At 47.9% G+C, this 18,483-nt stretch carries 16 protein-coding genes; all 16 read left to right on the forward strand.

The window, feature by feature from the left end:
• Positions 1-101 precede the first annotated feature (101 nt).
• The 16 genes from OIM59_RS14285 (at position 102) to OIM59_RS14360 (ending at position 18,397) form a co-directional block, all read left to right on the forward strand.
• Entirely contained in the window at positions 102-506 is a 405-nt protein-coding gene (locus OIM59_RS14285) for a hypothetical protein (protein WP_299173435.1), read from the forward strand.
• Positions 507-615: 109 nt separating this feature from the next.
• Positions 616-966: an NADH-quinone oxidoreductase subunit A gene (locus OIM59_RS14290; RefSeq protein WP_303897377.1), complete on the forward strand. Its 351-nt coding sequence runs from the start codon at positions 616-618 to the stop codon at positions 964-966.
• Positions 957-1,547 carry an NADH-quinone oxidoreductase subunit B gene (locus OIM59_RS14295; RefSeq protein ID WP_072543523.1) on the forward strand — a complete coding sequence of 197 codons (591 nt, stop codon included), beginning with the start codon at positions 957-959 and terminating at the stop codon, positions 1,545-1,547. The genes OIM59_RS14290 and OIM59_RS14295 overlap by 10 nt, the downstream gene beginning before the upstream one ends.
• Before the next feature lie 14 nt (positions 1,548-1,561).
• Entirely contained in the window at positions 1,562-3,181 is a 1,620-nt protein-coding gene (locus OIM59_RS14300) for an NADH-quinone oxidoreductase subunit C (protein ID WP_303897379.1), read from the forward strand.
• A 57-nt stretch (positions 3,182-3,238) separates the two neighbouring features.
• Positions 3,239-4,330: an NADH-quinone oxidoreductase subunit NuoH gene (gene nuoH / locus OIM59_RS14305; protein ID WP_204480530.1), complete on the forward strand. Its 1,092-nt coding sequence runs from the start codon at positions 3,239-3,241 to the stop codon at positions 4,328-4,330.
• 16 nt (positions 4,331-4,346) lie between these two features.
• A complete protein-coding gene (locus OIM59_RS14310; RefSeq protein WP_072543526.1) occupies positions 4,347-4,796 on the forward strand; it encodes an NADH-quinone oxidoreductase subunit I in 450 nt (149 codons plus the stop codon).
• 16 nt (positions 4,797-4,812) lie between these two features.
• Positions 4,813-5,328: an NADH-quinone oxidoreductase subunit J gene (locus tag OIM59_RS14315; protein ID WP_303897385.1), complete on the forward strand. Its 516-nt coding sequence runs from the start codon at positions 4,813-4,815 to the stop codon at positions 5,326-5,328.
• A 12-nt stretch (positions 5,329-5,340) separates the two neighbouring features.
• Positions 5,341-5,658, forward strand: a complete 318-nt coding sequence (gene nuoK / locus OIM59_RS14320) for an NADH-quinone oxidoreductase subunit NuoK (RefSeq protein ID WP_007557857.1) — start codon at positions 5,341-5,343, stop codon at positions 5,656-5,658.
• 26 nt (positions 5,659-5,684) lie between these two features.
• On the forward strand, positions 5,685-7,574 hold the full coding sequence (gene nuoL / locus OIM59_RS14325; protein WP_299173453.1) for an NADH-quinone oxidoreductase subunit L: 1,890 nt from the start codon (positions 5,685-5,687) through the stop codon (positions 7,572-7,574).
• Between the two features lie 20 nt (positions 7,575-7,594).
• Positions 7,595-9,076 (forward strand): NuoM family protein, encoded by a 1,482-nt coding sequence (locus tag OIM59_RS14330; RefSeq protein ID WP_299173455.1) that lies wholly within the window; start codon positions 7,595-7,597, stop codon positions 9,074-9,076.
• 24 nt (positions 9,077-9,100) lie between these two features.
• A complete protein-coding gene (locus tag OIM59_RS14335) occupies positions 9,101-10,519 on the forward strand; it encodes an NADH-quinone oxidoreductase subunit N (RefSeq protein WP_303897390.1) in 1,419 nt (472 codons plus the stop codon).
• Between the two features lie 271 nt (positions 10,520-10,790).
• The gene (locus OIM59_RS14340) at positions 10,791-13,835 is read left to right on the forward strand and encodes a TonB-dependent receptor (protein WP_303897392.1); all 3,045 of its coding nucleotides are present in this window, start codon (positions 10,791-10,793) and stop codon (positions 13,833-13,835) included.
• A gap of 13 nt (positions 13,836-13,848) precedes the next feature.
• The gene (locus tag OIM59_RS14345; protein WP_299173460.1) at positions 13,849-15,639 is read left to right on the forward strand and encodes a RagB/SusD family nutrient uptake outer membrane protein; all 1,791 of its coding nucleotides are present in this window, start codon (positions 13,849-13,851) and stop codon (positions 15,637-15,639) included.
• Between the two features lie 187 nt (positions 15,640-15,826).
• Positions 15,827-16,402 carry a hypothetical protein gene (locus tag OIM59_RS14350; RefSeq protein ID WP_303894447.1) on the forward strand — a complete coding sequence of 192 codons (576 nt, stop codon included), beginning with the start codon at positions 15,827-15,829 and terminating at the stop codon, positions 16,400-16,402.
• Entirely contained in the window at positions 16,389-16,745 is a 357-nt protein-coding gene (gene tnpB / locus OIM59_RS14355) for an IS66 family insertion sequence element accessory protein TnpB (RefSeq protein WP_303897395.1), read from the forward strand. The genes OIM59_RS14350 and tnpB overlap by 14 nt, the downstream gene beginning before the upstream one ends.
• A 77-nt stretch (positions 16,746-16,822) precedes the next feature.
• The gene (locus OIM59_RS14360) at positions 16,823-18,397 is read left to right on the forward strand and encodes an IS66 family transposase (protein ID WP_299170862.1); all 1,575 of its coding nucleotides are present in this window, start codon (positions 16,823-16,825) and stop codon (positions 18,395-18,397) included.
• The last annotated feature ends 86 nt before the right edge of the window (positions 18,398-18,483 follow it).

Below are 18,483 nucleotides of genomic sequence, written 5' to 3' on the forward strand. Positions count from 1 at the left end.
GGCAATCGAATTGACAAGAAAATTTAATGTAATTACAGACTATGAAATCAAAATAATTGCCTACCTTTGCAGCGTTTTTTGAAGGTATTAAGGTTTGCGGAATGAATAAGTGGAAGATTTTTGCTTTTCTATCAATAATCACTCTTATGACATTATTCATAGGAGCTGACCTTTATACCCTCTATCCAAACTTCATACAAGAAGAAAGTGCAGTAAAAGAACAGACTGCAAACTGCATCCATTCACATCCGGACTATCCTACTTCAAAAGCAGTAGACCATCTGATTTCCAACGGGAAAGCACATATTCCACATAAATTCCTGTGCGTTCAAGCGCAAAAGGAGTTTGACGGGAAATTCTTTCTGACAGCTTGCTGTACCAGAGAAAATCTGGGGCACAGACCTCCTCTCTACTTATACACATCTTATCAGAAACATTCCAAACATCCTTATACACATTTAAATAGGATCTACTATTTATATACGCTCGAAAAAATCCTGATTTAATACTATCTAAGATTCTTCACTGTTCCAGATACACCATTTGAACAAACAGAGGTTTGACGTATCAGGGACAGTCACCCCTATTTATGTATCATCAAAAATTCTTAGATATATGTTTTTTACATTTATTATTGTAGTTATTCTGACAGCCGTCGTCCTTGTCGCTGCAGCTATGGCCATTGCGAAGCTACTTGCTCCAAGGTCATTCAATCCCCAGAAGGGAGAGCCCTACGAATGTGGTATCCCTACTCGCGGACAATCATGGGTACAGTTCAGAGCCGGTTACTACCTGTTCGCCATCCTGTTCCTGATGTTCGACATTGAAACGGTATTTCTTTTCCCATGGGCAGTGGTGGCAAGTCAGGTAGGAATATATGCACTGGTCAGTGTAGGATTCTTCTTGGTTGTCTTAATTTTGGGCCTGGCATACGCCTGGCGGAAAGGAGCGCTTGAATGGAAGTAAAGAAAGCAACCTCCATCCGTTCTATGAAGTACGAAGACTTCAAGAACAATGATTATTTGGAAGAGATGGTGCGCCGTCTGAACATGGACGGGGCAGGTATCATTTTAGGTACAGTAGACGAACTTATCAACTGGGGTAGAAGCAATTCTCTGTGGAGCCTTACCTTCGGAACCAGCTGTTGCGCCATAGAGTTCATGGCCTTGGGAGCAGCCCGCTATGACATGGCCCGCTTCGGATTTGAGGTAACCCGTAACTCTCCCCGTCAGGCAGACATGATCATGGTATTGGGAACCATCACCTACAAGATGGCTCCGGTATTAAAACGTCTGTACGACCAGATGGCCGAACCGAAATACGTGGTGGCTGTAGGCGGATGTACCATTTCCGGTGGTCCGTTCATCAAATCTTATCACGTAGTAAACGGAATTGACAAAATCATCCCGGTAGACGTATATATTCCAGGGTGTCCTCCACGGCCGGAAGCCTTCTTCTACGGAATGATGCAACTCCAGCGTAAAATCAAAGTGGAACGTTTCTTAGGAGGCGTAAACCGCAAAGAAAAAGAGGAATCAACCAAGTAAAAAAGAAAATGCAAATGGAAATTGAAAAAATAAAACGCATTACTCCTGAAGCAGAAATCAGCCAGGCTGGTGAAACAGTGGTCAAAATACCGGCAGACAAGCTGCATGCCACAGCCAAAGCCTTGCATGACGACAAAGAGGAGCCCATGGATTTCTTACGTGACATCGTAGGAATGGACTGGGGAGAAGAAGGGCTTGGAGCACTCTATCTTTTGGAGTCTACCCGCACAGGAGCCAGAATCATCCTCAAATCTGTAGCAGCCGACCGGGAAAAAGCATTTTTACCTACTGTGAGTGATTTGTGGAAAACGGCACTCATCAAAGAACGTGAAGTGTACGACTTTTTCGGTATCGTCTTCCTGAACCATCCGGATATGCGCCGCATCTTCCTGCGTGAAGACTGGAAAGGTTATCCGATGCGCAAGGATTATGACATGAACTCCAATCCGTTGCAGATGGACAACGAAGAGAACGCCGACCTTACCGACGAATACTTCCTCCACCCGGACGGTACACTCGAAGGACGCAAAAATGTAGTATTTGGAGAAGATGACTTCGTAGTGAACATCGGTCCTCAGCACCCTTCTACGCACGGTGTATTGCGTATGCGTACCTCACTCGACGGTGAAAACATACGCAAGATTGACCCGATTCTGGGCTATATCCACCGAGGTATCGAAAAGATGAACGAAAGCCTGACTTATCCGCAGACACTGGCACTGACCGACCGCCTGGATTACCTGAGCGCTCATCAGAACCGTCACGCTTTGTGCATGTGTATCGAAAAAGCAGCAGGAATCGAAATTCCGGAGCGTGCCTTGTACATCCGTACCATCATGGACGAACTGCAACGTATCGACTCACACCTGCTGTTCTATTCTTGCTTGGTGATGGATATGGGTGGACTGACCCCATTCTTCTATGGCTTCCGTGAACGTGAAATGATTCTGGATATCTTTGAAGAAACCACCGGAGGACGTCTGATTCAGAACTATAACATGATTGGTGGCGTACAGGCTGATATTCATCCCACTTTCCAGCAGAAAGTGAAGGAATTCATCAAGCACCTGCACAGTGTCATCCAGGACTATCACGACATCTTCACTTCCAACGTCATCGCCGACACCCGTCTGAAAGGCGTGGGAATCCTGTCAAAGGAAGATGCCATCTCACTGGGCTGTACAGGAGGTACCGGACGTGCTTCCGGATGGGCCAACGACGTGCGCAAGCATCATCCTTATGCCCTGTATGACAAGGTAGACTTCAAAGAAATCACTTATACAGAAGGAGATTCCTTTGCCCGTTACATGGTACGTATGGACGAAATCATGGAATCTTGCCACATCATCGAACAGCTGATTGACAACATTCCAGAAGGCGAATTCCGGGCGAAGACCAAACCTATCATCAAGTTGCCGGAAGGCGTGTTCACTTCCTCAGTAGAAACCAGCCGTGGAGAGTTCGACGTGGTGCTCGAGAGCCATGGAGACAAGGTGCCTTACCGTCTGCACTATCGTTCCACGGGACTTCCACTGGTCCATGCCATGGACACAATCTGCCGCGGAACAAAGATTGCGGACTTAATCGCCATTGGAGGTACACTCGACTTTGTCATTCCCGACATTGACCGATAATCTCCCGATGAAACAAGTGGACAATCATCACAGTAAAACTGAAAAATTAAAAGAAATATGTTTTTAGATTATTATAATTTCAGCCCGCTGCTCATGCAGATTCATGCCTTTCTGTGCAGTCTGATGCCCGAGTGGCTGGCACTTACCCTTGAAGGCCTCGTGGTCGGCGTGTTCATCCTTGTCATGTACGCCGTACTGGCCATCATCCTTATCTATATGGAGCGTAAAGTCTGTGCGGCTTTCCAGTGCCGTATCGGTCCGAACCGTGTAGGAGGAAAAGGCGGATTGCTACAGGTTCCGGCCGACGTATTGAAAATCCTGACCAAGGAAATCATCAGTCTGAAGAACTCCGACCATTTCCTGTACAACCTGGCTCCGTTTCTGGTCATTCTGGCCTCTATCCTTACCTTCTCCTGCCTGCCATGGAACAAGGGAGGGGAAATCCTGCACATGAACATCGGTATCTTCTTCGTGCTGGCGGCTTCTTCCATCGGCGTACTGGGTATCCTGCTGGCCGGATGGAGTAGTAACAGCAAATATACGCTGATTGGTGCCGTACGAAGTGGTGCCATGATTATCAGTTACGAACTTTCCATCGGCCTCAGCGTATTGACCATGGTAGTTATGAGCGGAGCCATGGACATCCAGACCATCGTAGAAGGACAGGCCAACGGATGGAACATTTTCAAAGGACATATCCCAGCCATCATGGCGTTCATCATCTATCTGATTGCCGGTAATGCAGAAGCCAACCGTGGCCCGTTCGACCTGGCCGAAGCGGAACAGGAGCTGACCGCCGGATACCATACGGAATATTCCGGCATGCACTTCGGATTCTTCTATCTGGCCGAATACCTGAACCTGTTCATCACGGCCGGTATCGCCACCACCCTCTTCCTGGGCGGTTGGATGCCGTTGCACATTGCCGGACTCGACGGCCTGAACCTGGTGATGGACTACATCCCCGGCTTTGTCTGGTTCATGGGCAAGACCTTCCTCATCGTCTTCTTGCTGATGTGGATTCGCTGGACTTTCCCACGCCTGCGTATTGACCAGGTGCTGACACTGGAATGGAAATACCTGATGCCGCTTTCACTGGTGGTTTTGTTACTGATGACCGTATGCAAAGTATGCGGCCTGACATTTTGATTAAAAATTTTTGGATATGAATGAATTGAAAGAATATTTAAAAGGATATGTCGGTGGAGTAAAGAGCCTGCTGGTAGGTATGCGTACCTCCATGAAAGTGTTCTGCCAGAAGAAAGTGACCGAACAGTATCCGGAGAACCGCCACACGACTCTCCATATTCCGGAACGTCACAGAGCCATGCTCGAAATGCCGGTCGATGAGAACGGAAACAACCGTTGCATTGCCTGCGGCCTGTGCCAGATGAACTGTCCGAACGGAACCATCCGCCTGACTACGGAAATGCGGGAGACTGAAGACGGCAAAAAGAAAAAAGTACTGGTGAAATATGAGTATAACCTGGGTTCGTGCATGTTCTGCATGCTGTGCGTCAATGCCTGCCCTCACGATGCCATCCGGTTCACGAACGACTTCGAGAATGCGGTGTTCCAGAAAGAAAAACTCGTAATGACACTGAACAAGAAATAAATAAAACGAAACGGATATGAATATATCACTTCAAGAAATCGTATTTTATATCGTAGGTGCCTGTATCATCGTCAGCTCCATTCTGGCTGTCACTACAGGAAGACTGCTGCGTGCAGCCACTTACCTGCTGTTCGTGCTCTTCGGCACAGGCGCCATCTACGGAATCCTGGGCTACACCTTCCTGAGCGCAGTCCAGCTGATGGTGTATGCCGGAGGTATCGTGGTATTGTATGTGTTCTCTATCTTGCTGACCCAGTCGGACAAGAATATGAAATACAAGCAAAACCGGGCCAAGCTTATCAGCGTACTGATTACCACCGTAGTGGGAGCTGCACTGGTGCTCTTCCTAGTGATGACCAACGGATTTGCCCTGAACCTGATTCCACAGGGAGTGGAACTTCCGGTCGACCAGATTGGACACGCGTTGATTGGTACCGACAAGTACCAGTTCGTCCTGCCGTTTGAGGCCGTCAGCGTATTGTTATTAGCTTGTATGATTGGTGCGATATTGATTGCACGCAAAGAAAAATAATACAGTAAGATTATGGAAATAGAAATTCATGTAGTTCACTACCTTGTCATCAGCACCGTCATGCTTTTCTGCGGCATCTATGGTTTCTTCACCCGCAAGAACCTGCTGGCACTGCTGATTTCAGTAGAATTGATGCTCAATGCCACCAACATCAATTTCGCGGTATTCAACCGTTATCTTTTCCCCGGACAACTGGAGGGGCATTTTTTCAGCCTGTTCGGAATAGCCATCGCCGCAGCCGAAACCGCCGTGGCCATTGCCATCATTATTAATGTGTATCGCAACCTGAAACAGGTGCTTACCGATGATATAACCGATTTGAAAGGATAACTTTCTTATACATTATTAAATTGCTTATGGATTATACAATTCTGATACTTGCCCTCCCGATGCTGAGCTTCCTGCTTCTGGCACTGGCCGGCATGAAAATGCCTCATCGTGTAGCGGGCGCCATCGGCACACTTTCACTGGGAGTGGTAGCCGTACTGAGCTATCTGACGGCATTCAGCTATTTCACGGCTCCACGTACTGCGGAAGGCCTCTACCCTACGCTGACTCCGTGGAACATTGAATGGCTGCCGTTCACTTCGTCTCTTCATATTGACATGGGTATCCTGCTGGACCCGATTTCCGTCATGATGCTGGTGGTCATCTCCACCGTTTCCCTGATGGTACACATCTATTCTTTCGGTTACATGAAAGGAGAGGTCGGTTTCCAGCGGTATTACGCCTTCCTGTCATTGTTTACTTTCTCCATGCTGGGACTGGTCGTTGCAACCAATATCTTCCAGATGTATGTGTTCTGGGAACTGGTGGGTGTGTCTTCTTACCTGCTCATCGGTTTCTACTACACCAAGCCGGAAGCCATTGCTGCCAGCAAGAAAGCATTCATCGTAACCCGTTTTGCCGACCTGGGCTTCCTAATCGGTATCCTGATTTACGGATATTACATGCAGACCTTTACCTTCACTCCGGGCACGGAACGTCTGATGCAGGCCGGAATGGTACTTCCCCTTGCACTGGGACTGATGTTCGTGGGTGGCGCCGGTAAGAGTGCCATGTTCCCGTTGCACATCTGGTTGCCGGACGCCATGGAAGGTCCGACTCCGGTATCTGCCTTGATTCATGCCGCCACCATGGTGGTAGCCGGTGTTTACCTGGTAGCCCGCATGTTCCCGCTGTTCATCGGTTATGCACCTCACACCCTGCACATCGTGGCCTGGGTAGGTGCTTTCACTGCCTTCTATGCAGCCAGCGTAGCCTGCGCACAGAGTGATATCAAGCGTGTACTTGCCTTCTCTACCATCTCACAGATTGGTTTCATGATGGTGGCACTGGGTGTCTGCACCGCAGCCGACCCGCACGAAGGCGGTCTGGGTTACATGGCCGGCATGTTCCACCTGTTCACTCACGCCATGTTCAAAGCCCTGCTTTTCCTGGGCGCCGGATGCATCATCCATGCCGTACACAGCAACGAGATGGAGACCATGGGCGGCTTGCACAAATACATGCCGATTACCCACATCACCTTCCTGATTGCCTGTCTGGCCATTGCCGGTATTCCTCCTTTCTCCGGATTCTTCTCCAAAGACGAGATTCTGACAGCCTGCTTCCAGTACAGTCCGGTCATCGGATGGATTATGACGATTATCGCCGGAATGACCGCTTTCTACATGTTCCGTCTGTACTACTGCATCTTCTGGGGCAAGGAAAACAAGGAACTGCACGCACATCATGTACCGCATGAAAGTCCGCTGACCATGACCTTCCCGCTGATGTTCCTGGCACTGGTTACCCTCGTAGCCGGATTTATTCCTTTCGGACACTTCGTTTCTTCCAATGGACATGCCTACGACATTCACCTCGACTGGGGAGTAGCCGGCACAAGCATCGTCATTGCCGTCATCGCCATCGCCCTGGCCACTTGGATGTATGCCCGCGAAAAACAGCCTGTAGCCGAGATGCTGGCACAGCGCTTCAGTACCCTGCACCGTGCAGCCTACAAGCGCTTCTACATGGATGAGATCTGGTTGTTCGTTACCAAGAAAATCATCTTCCGCTGCGTATCCACTCCGCTGGCATGGTTCGACCGCCACGTCATCGACCAGTTCATGAATTTCATGGCATGGAGCACCAACGCCGCTGGAGAAACCGTACAGCCGATACAGAACGGTAAAATCCAGACGTACACTCATTATTTCCTGGCAGGTATTATTGTACTGACAATCATCTTGCTGCTGAACTAACAAAGAAGAATCTATAACGTATGAATATATTAAGTCTTTTCGTATTGATACCTCTGCTGATGCTGCTGGGACTGTGGATTGCCCGCAACGTCAATCAGGTCAGAGGAGTGATGGTAGCCGGCTCGTCCATCCTGCTGGTGCTTGCCGCCTACCTCACGGTGTCTTATATCGGACAGCGCCATGCCGGAGCCACGGCTGAGATGCTTTTCACGGACAGCATCACGTGGTATGCCCCGCTTCACATCTGCTACTCGGTGGGAGTAGACGGTATCTCAGTGGTCATGCTGCTGCTGAGTTCCATCATCGTATTTACCGGTACATTTGCCTCTTGGAAACTGAAGCCGCTCACCAAGGAATACTTCTTGTGGTTCACCCTGCTGAGCACCGGTGTATTCGGTTTCTTCATCTCTACCGACCTGTTCACCATGTTCATGTTCTATGAAGTAGCCTTGATTCCGATGTACCTGCTGATTGGCGTATGGGGAAGCGGCCGCAAGGAATATGCCGCCATGAAACTGACCCTGATGCTGATGGGTGGTTCCGCCTTCCTGTTGATTGGTATCCTGGGCATCTACTACGGAGCCGGCGCAGAAACCATGAACATTCTGGAAATCGTGAAACACCAGATACCGACCGAAATGCAACGCATCTTCTTCCCGATGGTCTTCCTGGGATTCGGCGTATTGGGTGCCCTCTTCCCCTTCCATACATGGAGTCCCGACGGTCATGCTTCTGCCCCGACGGCCGTAAGTATGCTGCACGCCGGCGTACTGATGAAACTGGGAGGTTACGGATGCTTCCGTATCGCCATGTACCTGATGCCGACCGGAGCTGCCATCTGGGGTGACTTCTTCCTGGTGCTGACAACCATCTCTGTCGTATACGGTGCCTTCAGTGCCGTGGTACAGACCGACTTGAAATACATCAACGCCTACTCTTCCGTAAGCCACTGCGGACTGGTGTTGTTTGCCTTGCTGATGATGACCCGCGTCAGTGCGACGGGTGCCATCCTGCAGATGCTGAGCCACGGATTGATGACCGCCCTGTTCTTCGCCCTCATCGGTATGATTTACGGACGCACGCACACCCGTGACATCCGTCAGCTGAGCGGACTGATGAAAATCATGCCGTTCCTGTCTGTCGGCTATGTCATTGCCGGTCTGGCCAACTTGGGTCTGCCGGGCCTGAGCGGATTCATTGCCGAAATGACCGTCTTTGTCGGTTCTTTCCAGAATCCGGACCTGTTCCACCGCACCTGCACCGTCATCGCTACGATGAGTATTGTGATTACGGCAGTATATATCCTGCGCGTGGTCGGAAAAATCCTGTATGGCACCTGCCATAACCCGGAACACCTGAAACTGACCGATGCCACTTGGGACGAACGTCTGGCTGTAATCTGCCTGATTGTGGCCGTAGCCGGACTGGGACTTGCTCCTTACTGGGTGAGCAACGTCATCAGTGGAAGCGTAGAACCTATTATCAGCCAACTTATCCGATAACCCGAATAAATAAAAAGAAATTATATGAGCGAATTATTTACTATGCAGGCTGAAATCAGCCTGGTCGCCATTATCCTCCTCCTGCTGCTGGCCGACTTGATTATGAAGACGCCCAGCCACAAGCCGCTCCAGTATATGGCTTGCGTATTCATGGTGGTGCAACTGGCCCTGAACATCGTTCCGACCAGCGGTGAAGCATTCGGAGGAATGTATCATGCCACTCAAATGGCATCTGTCGTAAAAACCATCCTGACCGCCGGTACCCTGCTCGTATTCCTGCAGTCGGGCGAATGGCTGTCACGCGAAGATACCCGCCACAAAGCCGGTGAGTTCTACATGCTGACCTTGAGTACACTGCTGGGAATGTATTTCATGGTGAGTGCCGGAAGCTTTATCCTGTTCTACGTGGGACTGGAACTGGCCAGCATCCCGATGGCCTGTCTGGTGGCTTTCGACAAGTTCCGTCATCACAGTGCCGAAGCCGGAGCGAAGTTCATCCTGAACTCCATGTTCTCTTCTGCCCTGATGCTGTACGGTATCTCTATGGTGTACGGTACTACCGGAACCACTTATTTTGCCGATGTAACGGCCGCACTGACCGGCACACCGCTCCAGATTATGGCCATGGTGTTCTTCTTTGCCGGACTGGGATTCAAGCTGAGCTTGGTTCCGTTCCACATGTGGACCCCCGATACTTACCAGGGAGCCCCGACCAACGTATCAGCCTACTTGTCTGTCATCTCTAAAGGTGCAGCTGCCTTCGCCCTGATGAGCATCCTGGTGAAAGTGTTCGGACAGATGGTAGCCGACTGGAGCCTGCTGCTGAGCATCGTCATCGTGCTGACCATTACCATTGCCAATATCTTCGCCATCCTGCAGGAAGACCTGAAACGATTCATGGCCTACAGTAGTATCTCACAGGCCGGCTACATCATGTTGGCCGTACTGGGAGGAAACGAACAGGGAATGGCCTCACTGGTGTACTACCTCGTGGTGTACATCGCCGCCAACCTCGCTGTTTTCGGTGTAATCAGTGTCATTGAACAACATACCGGAGGAAAAGTGGACCGCAGTGCGTACAACGGACTCTACAAGACCAACCCGCGCCTGAGCTTCCTCATGACGCTGGCCTTGTTCTCTTTGGCCGGAATCCCACCGTTTGCCGGATTCTTCTCCAAATTCTTCGTATTTGCCTCTGCCTTCCACAGCGGCCACTGGCTGGTAGTATTCCTGGCATTGGTAAACACCATCATTTCTCTCTACTACTACCTGCTGATTGTGAAAGCCATGTACATCACTCCCAACGATACGCCGATTGCTACTTTCCGTACACCGGCCCTGGCAGGTACAGGATTGTTCATCTGCCTCATCGGAGTCATCATTCTGGGACTTTGCAGCGGAGTGTACGACTTGTTCAGCCACGTAGCTGGATTGGGATTCTAATCCGATAAACATATTATCGTTTTTATAAGGGTCATCTCAAATCTGTTTGAGGTGGCCTTTTTCTTTTAATCCATTTTTCACATTTCTTCCCGTCACCCAATTCAAAACCGCAAAATATTTTATCTAAAAGCATCAAATATAATAATTTTTAAACCATTATGTCAGTATATAAAATAAAATTACTTCAAAATGATTTTATATTACAAGAATATATTACTTTTGCGGCGTACTTAAACATATAAATTAAACTAACATCAACACAAAATTCACTATGAGTTCTAAATCATGTTTTTCAAAAAGTAGCTGCTTCCTACTGGCAAGTGCCTTAATCGGCACCTCTCTGCCTGCTTTTGCTACTTCTTCAGAGACCAGTACTAATCTGGTTGTCCAACAACAAAACCAAAAACTAAAAGGACAAGTCATTGACGCCAAAACAGGTGATCCTGTAATCGGAGTGAACATTCTGGTAAAAGGGACTACCAACGGAACCATCACAGACATCGATGGAAAATATGAAATCAATGCTCCCGTAGGTTCCCTTCTTCAAATCTCTTTCATCGGATACCAGACAGTAGAAATAAAAGCCACAGCCGGTGAACAAACCATCAAGCTGCAAGAAGATACCGAAACTTTGGATGAAGTGGTAGTAGTAGGTTATGGCGTACAGAAAAAGGAAAGTCTGACTGGCGCCATGTCTACACTGAAAGAAAACAGACTGAAAGATATCACCACACCGACTGTGGAAAACATGCTGAACGGTAAAGTCTCCGGAGTATATGTAGCGCCGGGCTCAGGACAGCCGGGTTCCAACGGAGCCGTACAGATTCGTGGACGTGCCACACTGAGTGGAAGTACCTCTCCGCTATGGGTAATCGATGGAGTCATCGTAGGTGAAGACCCCGGCGTACTGAACCCCTCGGATATTGAGAACATGACCATATTGAAGGATGCGGCCTCTACTGCCATCTACGGTTCACAAGGTGCAAACGGTGTCATCATCGTGACCACCAAAATGGGAAAGAGCGAAAAGATGAAAATCAATGCCTCCGTCAAACTGGGTGTCAGTACCATGACCAACGGAAAGATGGAAATGATGAATGGAGCAGAACTCTACGATTATTATGCATCCTTCCCCAATCAGGAAGACATCAAATTCTCACGCTGGAATCCCGATTTGAGAAACGCCAACTTCGACTGGGGAGACTTGGCCTCACAAGCTGGATTTACACAAGACTATAATCTTTCCTTATCCGGAGGAAATGAAAAAATGAGTTCCTATTTCTCCTTGGGATATTATAGCGAAGAAGGAACCGTAAAAGGATACAAGTACGACCGGTACAGCTTCCGCTACCGTTCCAACTACAAGCCCTTCTCCTGGCTGACCATCAAACCGAACATTTCAGGTTCGATGAAGAATACCAACGATGCCCAGTATGATTACACCGCCAAATATACCATGTTCCCTTGGGATAGCCCATACGATGAAGATGGCAATCTGGTTCCCGACCGTTACAGCGGATGGGTGGACAGCTCTGACCTGAATTACCTGAATGCCCTTTCTTATGGAAACCATACCACACAGAAAACATACGAGTTCTCCGGCAATTTCGACTTTGATATCAAAATCACCGATTGGCTGACTTTCACCTCGGTCAATAACTACCGCTGGACCGGATACTTCCAGTCTACTTATACAGACCCGCGTACAGACAGCGCCTCCGGTGTGCAGGGACGTGTGGAAGAAGAACAGACCAATAACATCCAACGCTACACCAACCAATACCTGACTTTCAACAAGATGTTCGGAAAACATTCCGTACAAGCCTTGCTAGCCTACGAATTCATGGATACATCGGCCAAAGTCATCAATGCCAAAGGGACCGGTATCGTTTCCGGATTTGAGGTACTGGATGCAACTGCCACCCCGGAAGAAGTCGGAGGAAATCTTACCGAATGGGCCAAACAGTCTGTGTTTGCAAAAGTAAACTATGCTTACGACAACCGTTACCTTGCGGAAGCCTCCATCCGACGAGACGGCGCTTCCAACTTCGGTGACGACAAAAAATACGGTAACTTCTTCTCCATCAGTGCCGGATGGAACATCAACCGTGAGAAATGGTTCAAGGCCGACTGGGTAGACGTATTGAAACTCCGTGCCTCATACGGTTCGGTAGGTAACATTCCTTATTCCAAATATCCGCAATATGGCTTGTATTCCGTTTCTTCCAACTACAACGGCATTCCGGCCATCCTGATCAGTCAGGTGGGAAACAAGGACCTGACATGGGAACAGACTTATACCGCAGGAATCGGTGTAGATGCCAATTTCTTCGACAACCGCCTGCGTTTCGTATTCGACTACTACAACAAATATACTTCCAACATCTTGTACCAGGTTCCGGTTTCCGGACTGACCGGAATCACCAGCCGTTGGCAGAATGTAGGAGAAATGCGTAACTCCGGTATAGAAATCACCATTGGAGGCGACATTATCCGTACAAAAGACTGGTTATGGAGCATTGACCTGAATATGGGTTACAACAAAAACAAACTGGAGAAACTGTATGGCGACGATCCGGACATGATGATTATCGGTGGTGGCGGTAATGATACCAGCATTGCCGGAGCAGCAGAAAAAGTGTTGAAGGTAGGTTACAGCACCGACCGTTACTATCTGCGTGAATGGGCCGGAGTCGACCCGAAAAACGGTTCCCCTCTGTGGTACAAGAACGACGGAAGCGGAGAAACGACCAGCAACTATTCTGAAGCCCAGCAAGTCATGACAGAAGCTACGTCACCTAAATTGTTTGGCGGATTCAATACCACTCTTACCTGGAAAAACATTGACTTGAACGCTTCATTCGGTTACTCTTTAGGAGGCAAAATCTACAACTATTCCCGTCAGGAATACGATTCAGACGGTGCCTATACAGACCGTAACCAGATGAAGTTGATTGACGGCTGGTCACGTTGGGAGAAAGAAGGTGATATCGCCACTCACCCACTTGCCTCTTACGGAAACAACAGTAACTCAAACAAAGCCTCTACCCGTTACTTGGAAGATGGAGATTACCTGAAACTACGTTCATTGTCTATCGGCTACAATTTAGACCTGTCGAAATATTATATCCAAAACATGCGTATCTATTTCACGGCTGAGAATGTATTTACGGTGACCAAGTTCTCCGGCATCGACCCTGAAGTGCCGGCCTACTATGATGAAACTACCGGTACCTACAAAGCCATCGGTACTGCCGGAGCCAACCTTTATCCGTCTACACGTAAATTCATGTTTGGTATTAACTTAACTTTTTAATCAGCACACATTTATGAAAAAGATAACTTCAACCCTACTTTTATCCCTCGGTATCACAGGAGGAATACTCACATCTTGTGACATAGATAGATTCCCTAATAATTATATGGCGACAGAGCAGGTAGCAGAAAACCAGGAGATACTTTTCGACAACATGTTGAACGGTATGTACGCACAGCTGAAAACCTGGTCAGACCCTATGCACCGTCTTGGTGAATATGCCGGCGACAACATGATGATCCGTGGCGCCTCAACCGACGCATTTTATGAATTCATCACTTATTCACGTACCCCCGACAACTATCGTCTGCAGAATTTCTGGGACTATGGATACAAAGCCATTGCACAGGCTTCCAATATCATCAAAATGGCCGGACAGACAGACGACTCAGCTATCAGGAGCAAGCTGGGAGAATGTTACTACGTGCGAGGGATGATGTATTTCTACCTGTGCCGGGCCTTCGGACGCCCCTACTACCAGGCACCCGACAAGAACCTGGGAGTACCTATCGTCAATGGAACACCGGATGAAGCAACAATCAGCAACCTGTCTTTACCCGACCGTTCTACGGTTAAAGAAACCTACCAGCAGGCCATCAACGATTTGCGTACAGCGGAACAGCTGATTACCACCTCGTTCCAAAATGCGGATTTTGCTTCCAAAGAAGCGGCCCAGGCCATGTTGTCACGTGTATATCTCTATATGAGCGGCACTTATGAAAATCCCAACACGGAATATGCGGACTCCGCACGCTACTATGCCGATTTGGTAATCCAATCTCCCAACTTCCATCTGGTATCGCGTGAAGACTATATGAAATCACCGCGGACAGCCCCCGAAAACTATCCGGAAGATATTTTCGTCATCAAACGTCTGGCAGCCGACTTCCCTGGCGATGAATACTACTACACCATTGGAGGTATGTACTCCAACCTTGGAGGTATGGGATGGGGCGAAATGTATGCCAGCGCCAAATACCTTGACCTGTTGAACGAAACCAAACGTAACGACTGGAGAAAAGGAGATGACGGAATCGTGGATGCAAGAGCCAAATTCATTGAACCTCAATACGCCACAGACGACAACGGAAACTATACCGAGGTATTGCGTTTCATCACTCCGAATGCAACGGGTACCGGATATGCTTATGTACAGCTTCCGGTGAACGACACCTATACGGAATGTTATACAGTAGACGAGAACGGCAATCCGAAAGACAAATATGCCATCACTCCTTATACGACAGGCAGAACGGCTGACGAACAGTACTACACCATCAACTACGGGGGTGCAAGCTACGTCGGTGTCATTGATTATCAGATGTCACTCAACAATGGCTATCCGATGTTCTACATTACCAAGTGTTCTCGGGAAGATAACCTGGAATCACAGCTACATTCACCCATTATCTCCCGCCTGGATGAAATGTACCTGAACCGTGCAGAGGCCTATGTAAAACTGGGACAGCTTGAAAAAGCAAGAGCCGATATCAACACCATACGTACACGAGCCATCAATGACCAAGCCGCTTACGATGCCACTACATTCGCAGCCAACGCAGCCCAACTGGTTGACAAAGAACGCCAGCTGGAACTGGCTTACCAGGCCGAACGCAGCTATGATGTGTTCCGTAACGGAGGCACACTGACCCGACAGTATCCGGGACCTCATCCGATAAGTGACGTACCTGCCACGGATTATCGGGTGACCTATTACATTCCACAGACAGCCATCAACTCTTATCCGAGCGGAAGCACCCTGACACAGAATCCGACCAGTGACGGAGGTGTAATTACGCATTGATAAAAATTCACCAGACTCAGACTGCCTCATCCCTCCAGATGGGGCAGTTTTTTTGTCTAAAAACAATTGTAGAAAACCATTCCGACACCCTCAAAAAAACGCAAGGACATTTCAGTCGTACAACCGTCCGCGATAGCGTCTTGTAGTCTGCCTGTAGTAATTCTAACTTTGCCATAAAATTTTAGATATGGTAAAAATAGAATACTACAGGCAGATTTTTTCTGCTTTTAAAGAATTATGTTCATCTGGCAAACAATCATGCTCCTTTCGTGAATATTGCCGCGGGCATGGTGTCAATTATTACAGGATGTATCTGATATTGAAGGAAGAATACACAAGCTTGAATGATGTTCCCGGATATACAAGAGGAAGTTGTCTGAAGTTTCGTTGTTCTCAGGCTTACGAAGAATTTAAGTCCCTCTGTGCCGATGGCAGACAACCGGGACGCTTTATTGATTATTATAAAGGTTTTGGAATAACAAGGAAACAGATGAAGGACTTTCTGTGGCGCAACAGACTCCGTGTTTCGGATTTGCCCGGATATACAAGTCCCCATACATGTCGAAGTTCCCGGTATAAGGAAATACCTTTTGAGGATGTGATATTTGAGGAAGCCGGTTTTCTTCCTGCAGAAAGCTGCAATGTGATTACTGTCAGGGTAGATGGCAATGTGGAAGTAAGCTTTCCGGAAGATACGGACTTGTCTGTTATTGCGAAGTTTATCCGTAAAATGGGAAAGGAGGTCACTCATGTGGAGCCTTGATTCATGTCTGCATCTGTGGGTCTGTCAGCATCCTGTATCCATGCGTTATGGCATCCGTGGTCTGACACAAATGATATGGTCGTGGAAAGGACATTCTCCGGCTTCGGGGAATGTATATGTGTTTTTCTCACAGGACCGTAAGACCATGAAGGCATTAAAATGGGACGGCGACGGTTTTTTGATGTACACTAAAAGACTGTCCCAAGGGCGTTTCCGTGAGGTGCTGAAAAACGGTGATGGCAGCGTCCGCAGGTTTCAATGGGATGACTTCTACATGCTGATGAGGGGGCTCACACCTGTAAAAGTAACTGTCGAAGAACGCTTTAGAATGGCTGCAAGGTAGTATATATAATATTGATAATCAAATAATTAAATCTATAAGAAGTTGCATAAATCCGCCTTTTTTCGTAACTTTAAAGCATGAAAAAGGATGAACTGATAGAACTTTTGCAACGCCAGAACGGCTTCCTTCAGGGCAAACTGGAGGAAGCCTTATCATCTGTCCGTTCACTGACTTCAGCCAACGAGAGACTGACTGCCACGGTTGAAGAACTGAGAAAGCAGATAACCTCTCTGGAGGAAACTCTCAAAGGAAAGGACATTGAACTCAGCAAGGAAAAAACTGTCCGTCAGGCAATGCGCCGTCTGCAGGAATCTCCCTCGGAAAGACAGACCGGACAGATGCTCCCCAAATCTGATGTTCCTGAACAGAAGATACAAAAGAGACATACAAACAACGGTGCGAAGAAAAAGACACATCCGGAATGTGAGATTGAAACCTTTGATGTAGAACCTGACGACCCGGGGTTTGATCCGGAACTGGCCAGATATATGTGTACATGCGATGTCGTGCGTTATTCAATGGTTCCCATGCGCTTTATCAAGACAATCTATAAGGTCAAGAAGTATGTTCAGAACGGTACAATCTTCAAAGGTTCTGTTCCGGCAACTCCGCTGCTGAACTCCCAATACACTTCCTCTTTTATCGCAGGTCTGGCGGAGTTGCGCTATCTGCACGGAATGCCGCTTGAAAATGCGGTAGAATACTTCCGCTCACACGGCTTCGATCTTGATAAGGGTACCGCCCGGAAGCTTGTCAGCAAAACCAAGGTTCAGCTTGAGAACCTTTATAAGGCTCTTGCAAAGGCAATCCTTGAGGACAACTATATCTGTGGTGATGAGACTTATCAGAAAGTACGTCTGCAGACAGTCACTGATTCAGGGAAGAAAATAAAGAAAGGATATATCTGGGTGTTTGTCGGTATGACCACAGGTCTGGTGTATTTCTTTTATGATGACGGATCACGTTCGGCTGAAGTCTTTGAAAATGAAATAAAAGGATTTAACGGAGCCTTCCAGTGTGACTTTTACTCCGGATACCGTCATATCGGAATCGGCAATCTGAAAGGAATAAAAAGACTTCCATGCCTGCAGCATATAAAACGGAAGTTTCTGGATATAAAGGATAGTACTATTGCCCAGCAAATGGCCAAGCGCTTCGGCCTATTGTATCACTTCGAGCATAAACACAAAACAGGAAAGGACGGATGGACTGACGAGGACCACCTTCAGTGGAGGCAACGCTACTCAAAAGTGATGATTGAAAAAATCTACAGAGGATTGATTGAGATTAAAGACCGTCCGGGGATACCTCCTGATGATTCTCTTAATGCCGCCGCCGATTATGCGCTGAAACAGTGGCATGAAATACCGGCAATCTTCTCTTCTCCTAAATACAGGCTTGACAACAATGAAGTTGAACGAATAAACAGGTATATATCACTGACACGAAGACGTCTGACAATAGGCTCTCATACAGGAGCCGAAGTGGCGGTGTTATACCACTCATTAGCCATAACATGCCATAGATGTGGAATAAACATCTTTGAATACTTCTGCGACATTATAGACCGTTGTGCCGCATGGCCTCCTAATACTCCTATAGATAAATATCGTGATTTGCTTCCGGATAGATGGAAGAAGATGAAAAGATAGCCGCCCAAAAATCTGGAAGGCTATCTTTTTATGTGGTGAACGCTATCGCGGACGGTTGTACTTTCAGTCCAAACGCAAGGACGTTT

The sequence above is a fragment of the Bacteroides mediterraneensis genome (genome assembly GCF_025993685.1).
Taxonomy (GTDB): Bacteria; Bacteroidota; Bacteroidia; order Bacteroidales; family Bacteroidaceae; genus Phocaeicola; species Phocaeicola mediterraneensis_A.

Excerpts from the sequence above, each read along its gene's own strand:
- OIM59_RS14285 (WP_299173435.1), top strand. The coding sequence starts at position 102 with ATGAATAAGTGGAAGATTTTTGCTTTTCTATCAATAATCACTCTTATG.
- OIM59_RS14290 (WP_303897377.1), top strand. The coding sequence starts at position 616 with ATGTTTTTTACATTTATTATTGTAGTTATTCTGACAGCCGTCGTCCTT.
- OIM59_RS14295 (WP_072543523.1), top strand. The coding sequence starts at position 957 with ATGGAAGTAAAGAAAGCAACCTCCATCCGTTCTATGAAGTACGAAGAC.
- OIM59_RS14300 (WP_303897379.1), top strand. The coding sequence starts at position 1,562 with ATGGAAATTGAAAAAATAAAACGCATTACTCCTGAAGCAGAAATCAGC.
- nuoH (WP_204480530.1), top strand. The coding sequence starts at position 3,239 with ATGTTTTTAGATTATTATAATTTCAGCCCGCTGCTCATGCAGATTCAT.
- OIM59_RS14310 (WP_072543526.1), top strand. The coding sequence starts at position 4,347 with ATGAATGAATTGAAAGAATATTTAAAAGGATATGTCGGTGGAGTAAAG.
- OIM59_RS14315 (WP_303897385.1), top strand. The coding sequence starts at position 4,813 with ATGAATATATCACTTCAAGAAATCGTATTTTATATCGTAGGTGCCTGT.
- nuoK (WP_007557857.1), top strand. The coding sequence starts at position 5,341 with ATGGAAATAGAAATTCATGTAGTTCACTACCTTGTCATCAGCACCGTC.
- nuoL (WP_299173453.1), top strand. The coding sequence starts at position 5,685 with ATGGATTATACAATTCTGATACTTGCCCTCCCGATGCTGAGCTTCCTG.
- OIM59_RS14330 (WP_299173455.1), top strand. The coding sequence starts at position 7,595 with ATGAATATATTAAGTCTTTTCGTATTGATACCTCTGCTGATGCTGCTG.
- OIM59_RS14335 (WP_303897390.1), top strand. The coding sequence starts at position 9,101 with ATGAGCGAATTATTTACTATGCAGGCTGAAATCAGCCTGGTCGCCATT.
- OIM59_RS14340 (WP_303897392.1), top strand. The coding sequence starts at position 10,791 with ATGAGTTCTAAATCATGTTTTTCAAAAAGTAGCTGCTTCCTACTGGCA.
- OIM59_RS14345 (WP_299173460.1), top strand. The coding sequence starts at position 13,849 with ATGAAAAAGATAACTTCAACCCTACTTTTATCCCTCGGTATCACAGGA.
- OIM59_RS14350 (WP_303894447.1), top strand. The coding sequence starts at position 15,827 with ATGGTAAAAATAGAATACTACAGGCAGATTTTTTCTGCTTTTAAAGAA.
- tnpB (WP_303897395.1), top strand. The coding sequence starts at position 16,389 with ATGTGGAGCCTTGATTCATGTCTGCATCTGTGGGTCTGTCAGCATCCT.
- OIM59_RS14360 (WP_299170862.1), top strand. The coding sequence starts at position 16,823 with ATGAAAAAGGATGAACTGATAGAACTTTTGCAACGCCAGAACGGCTTC.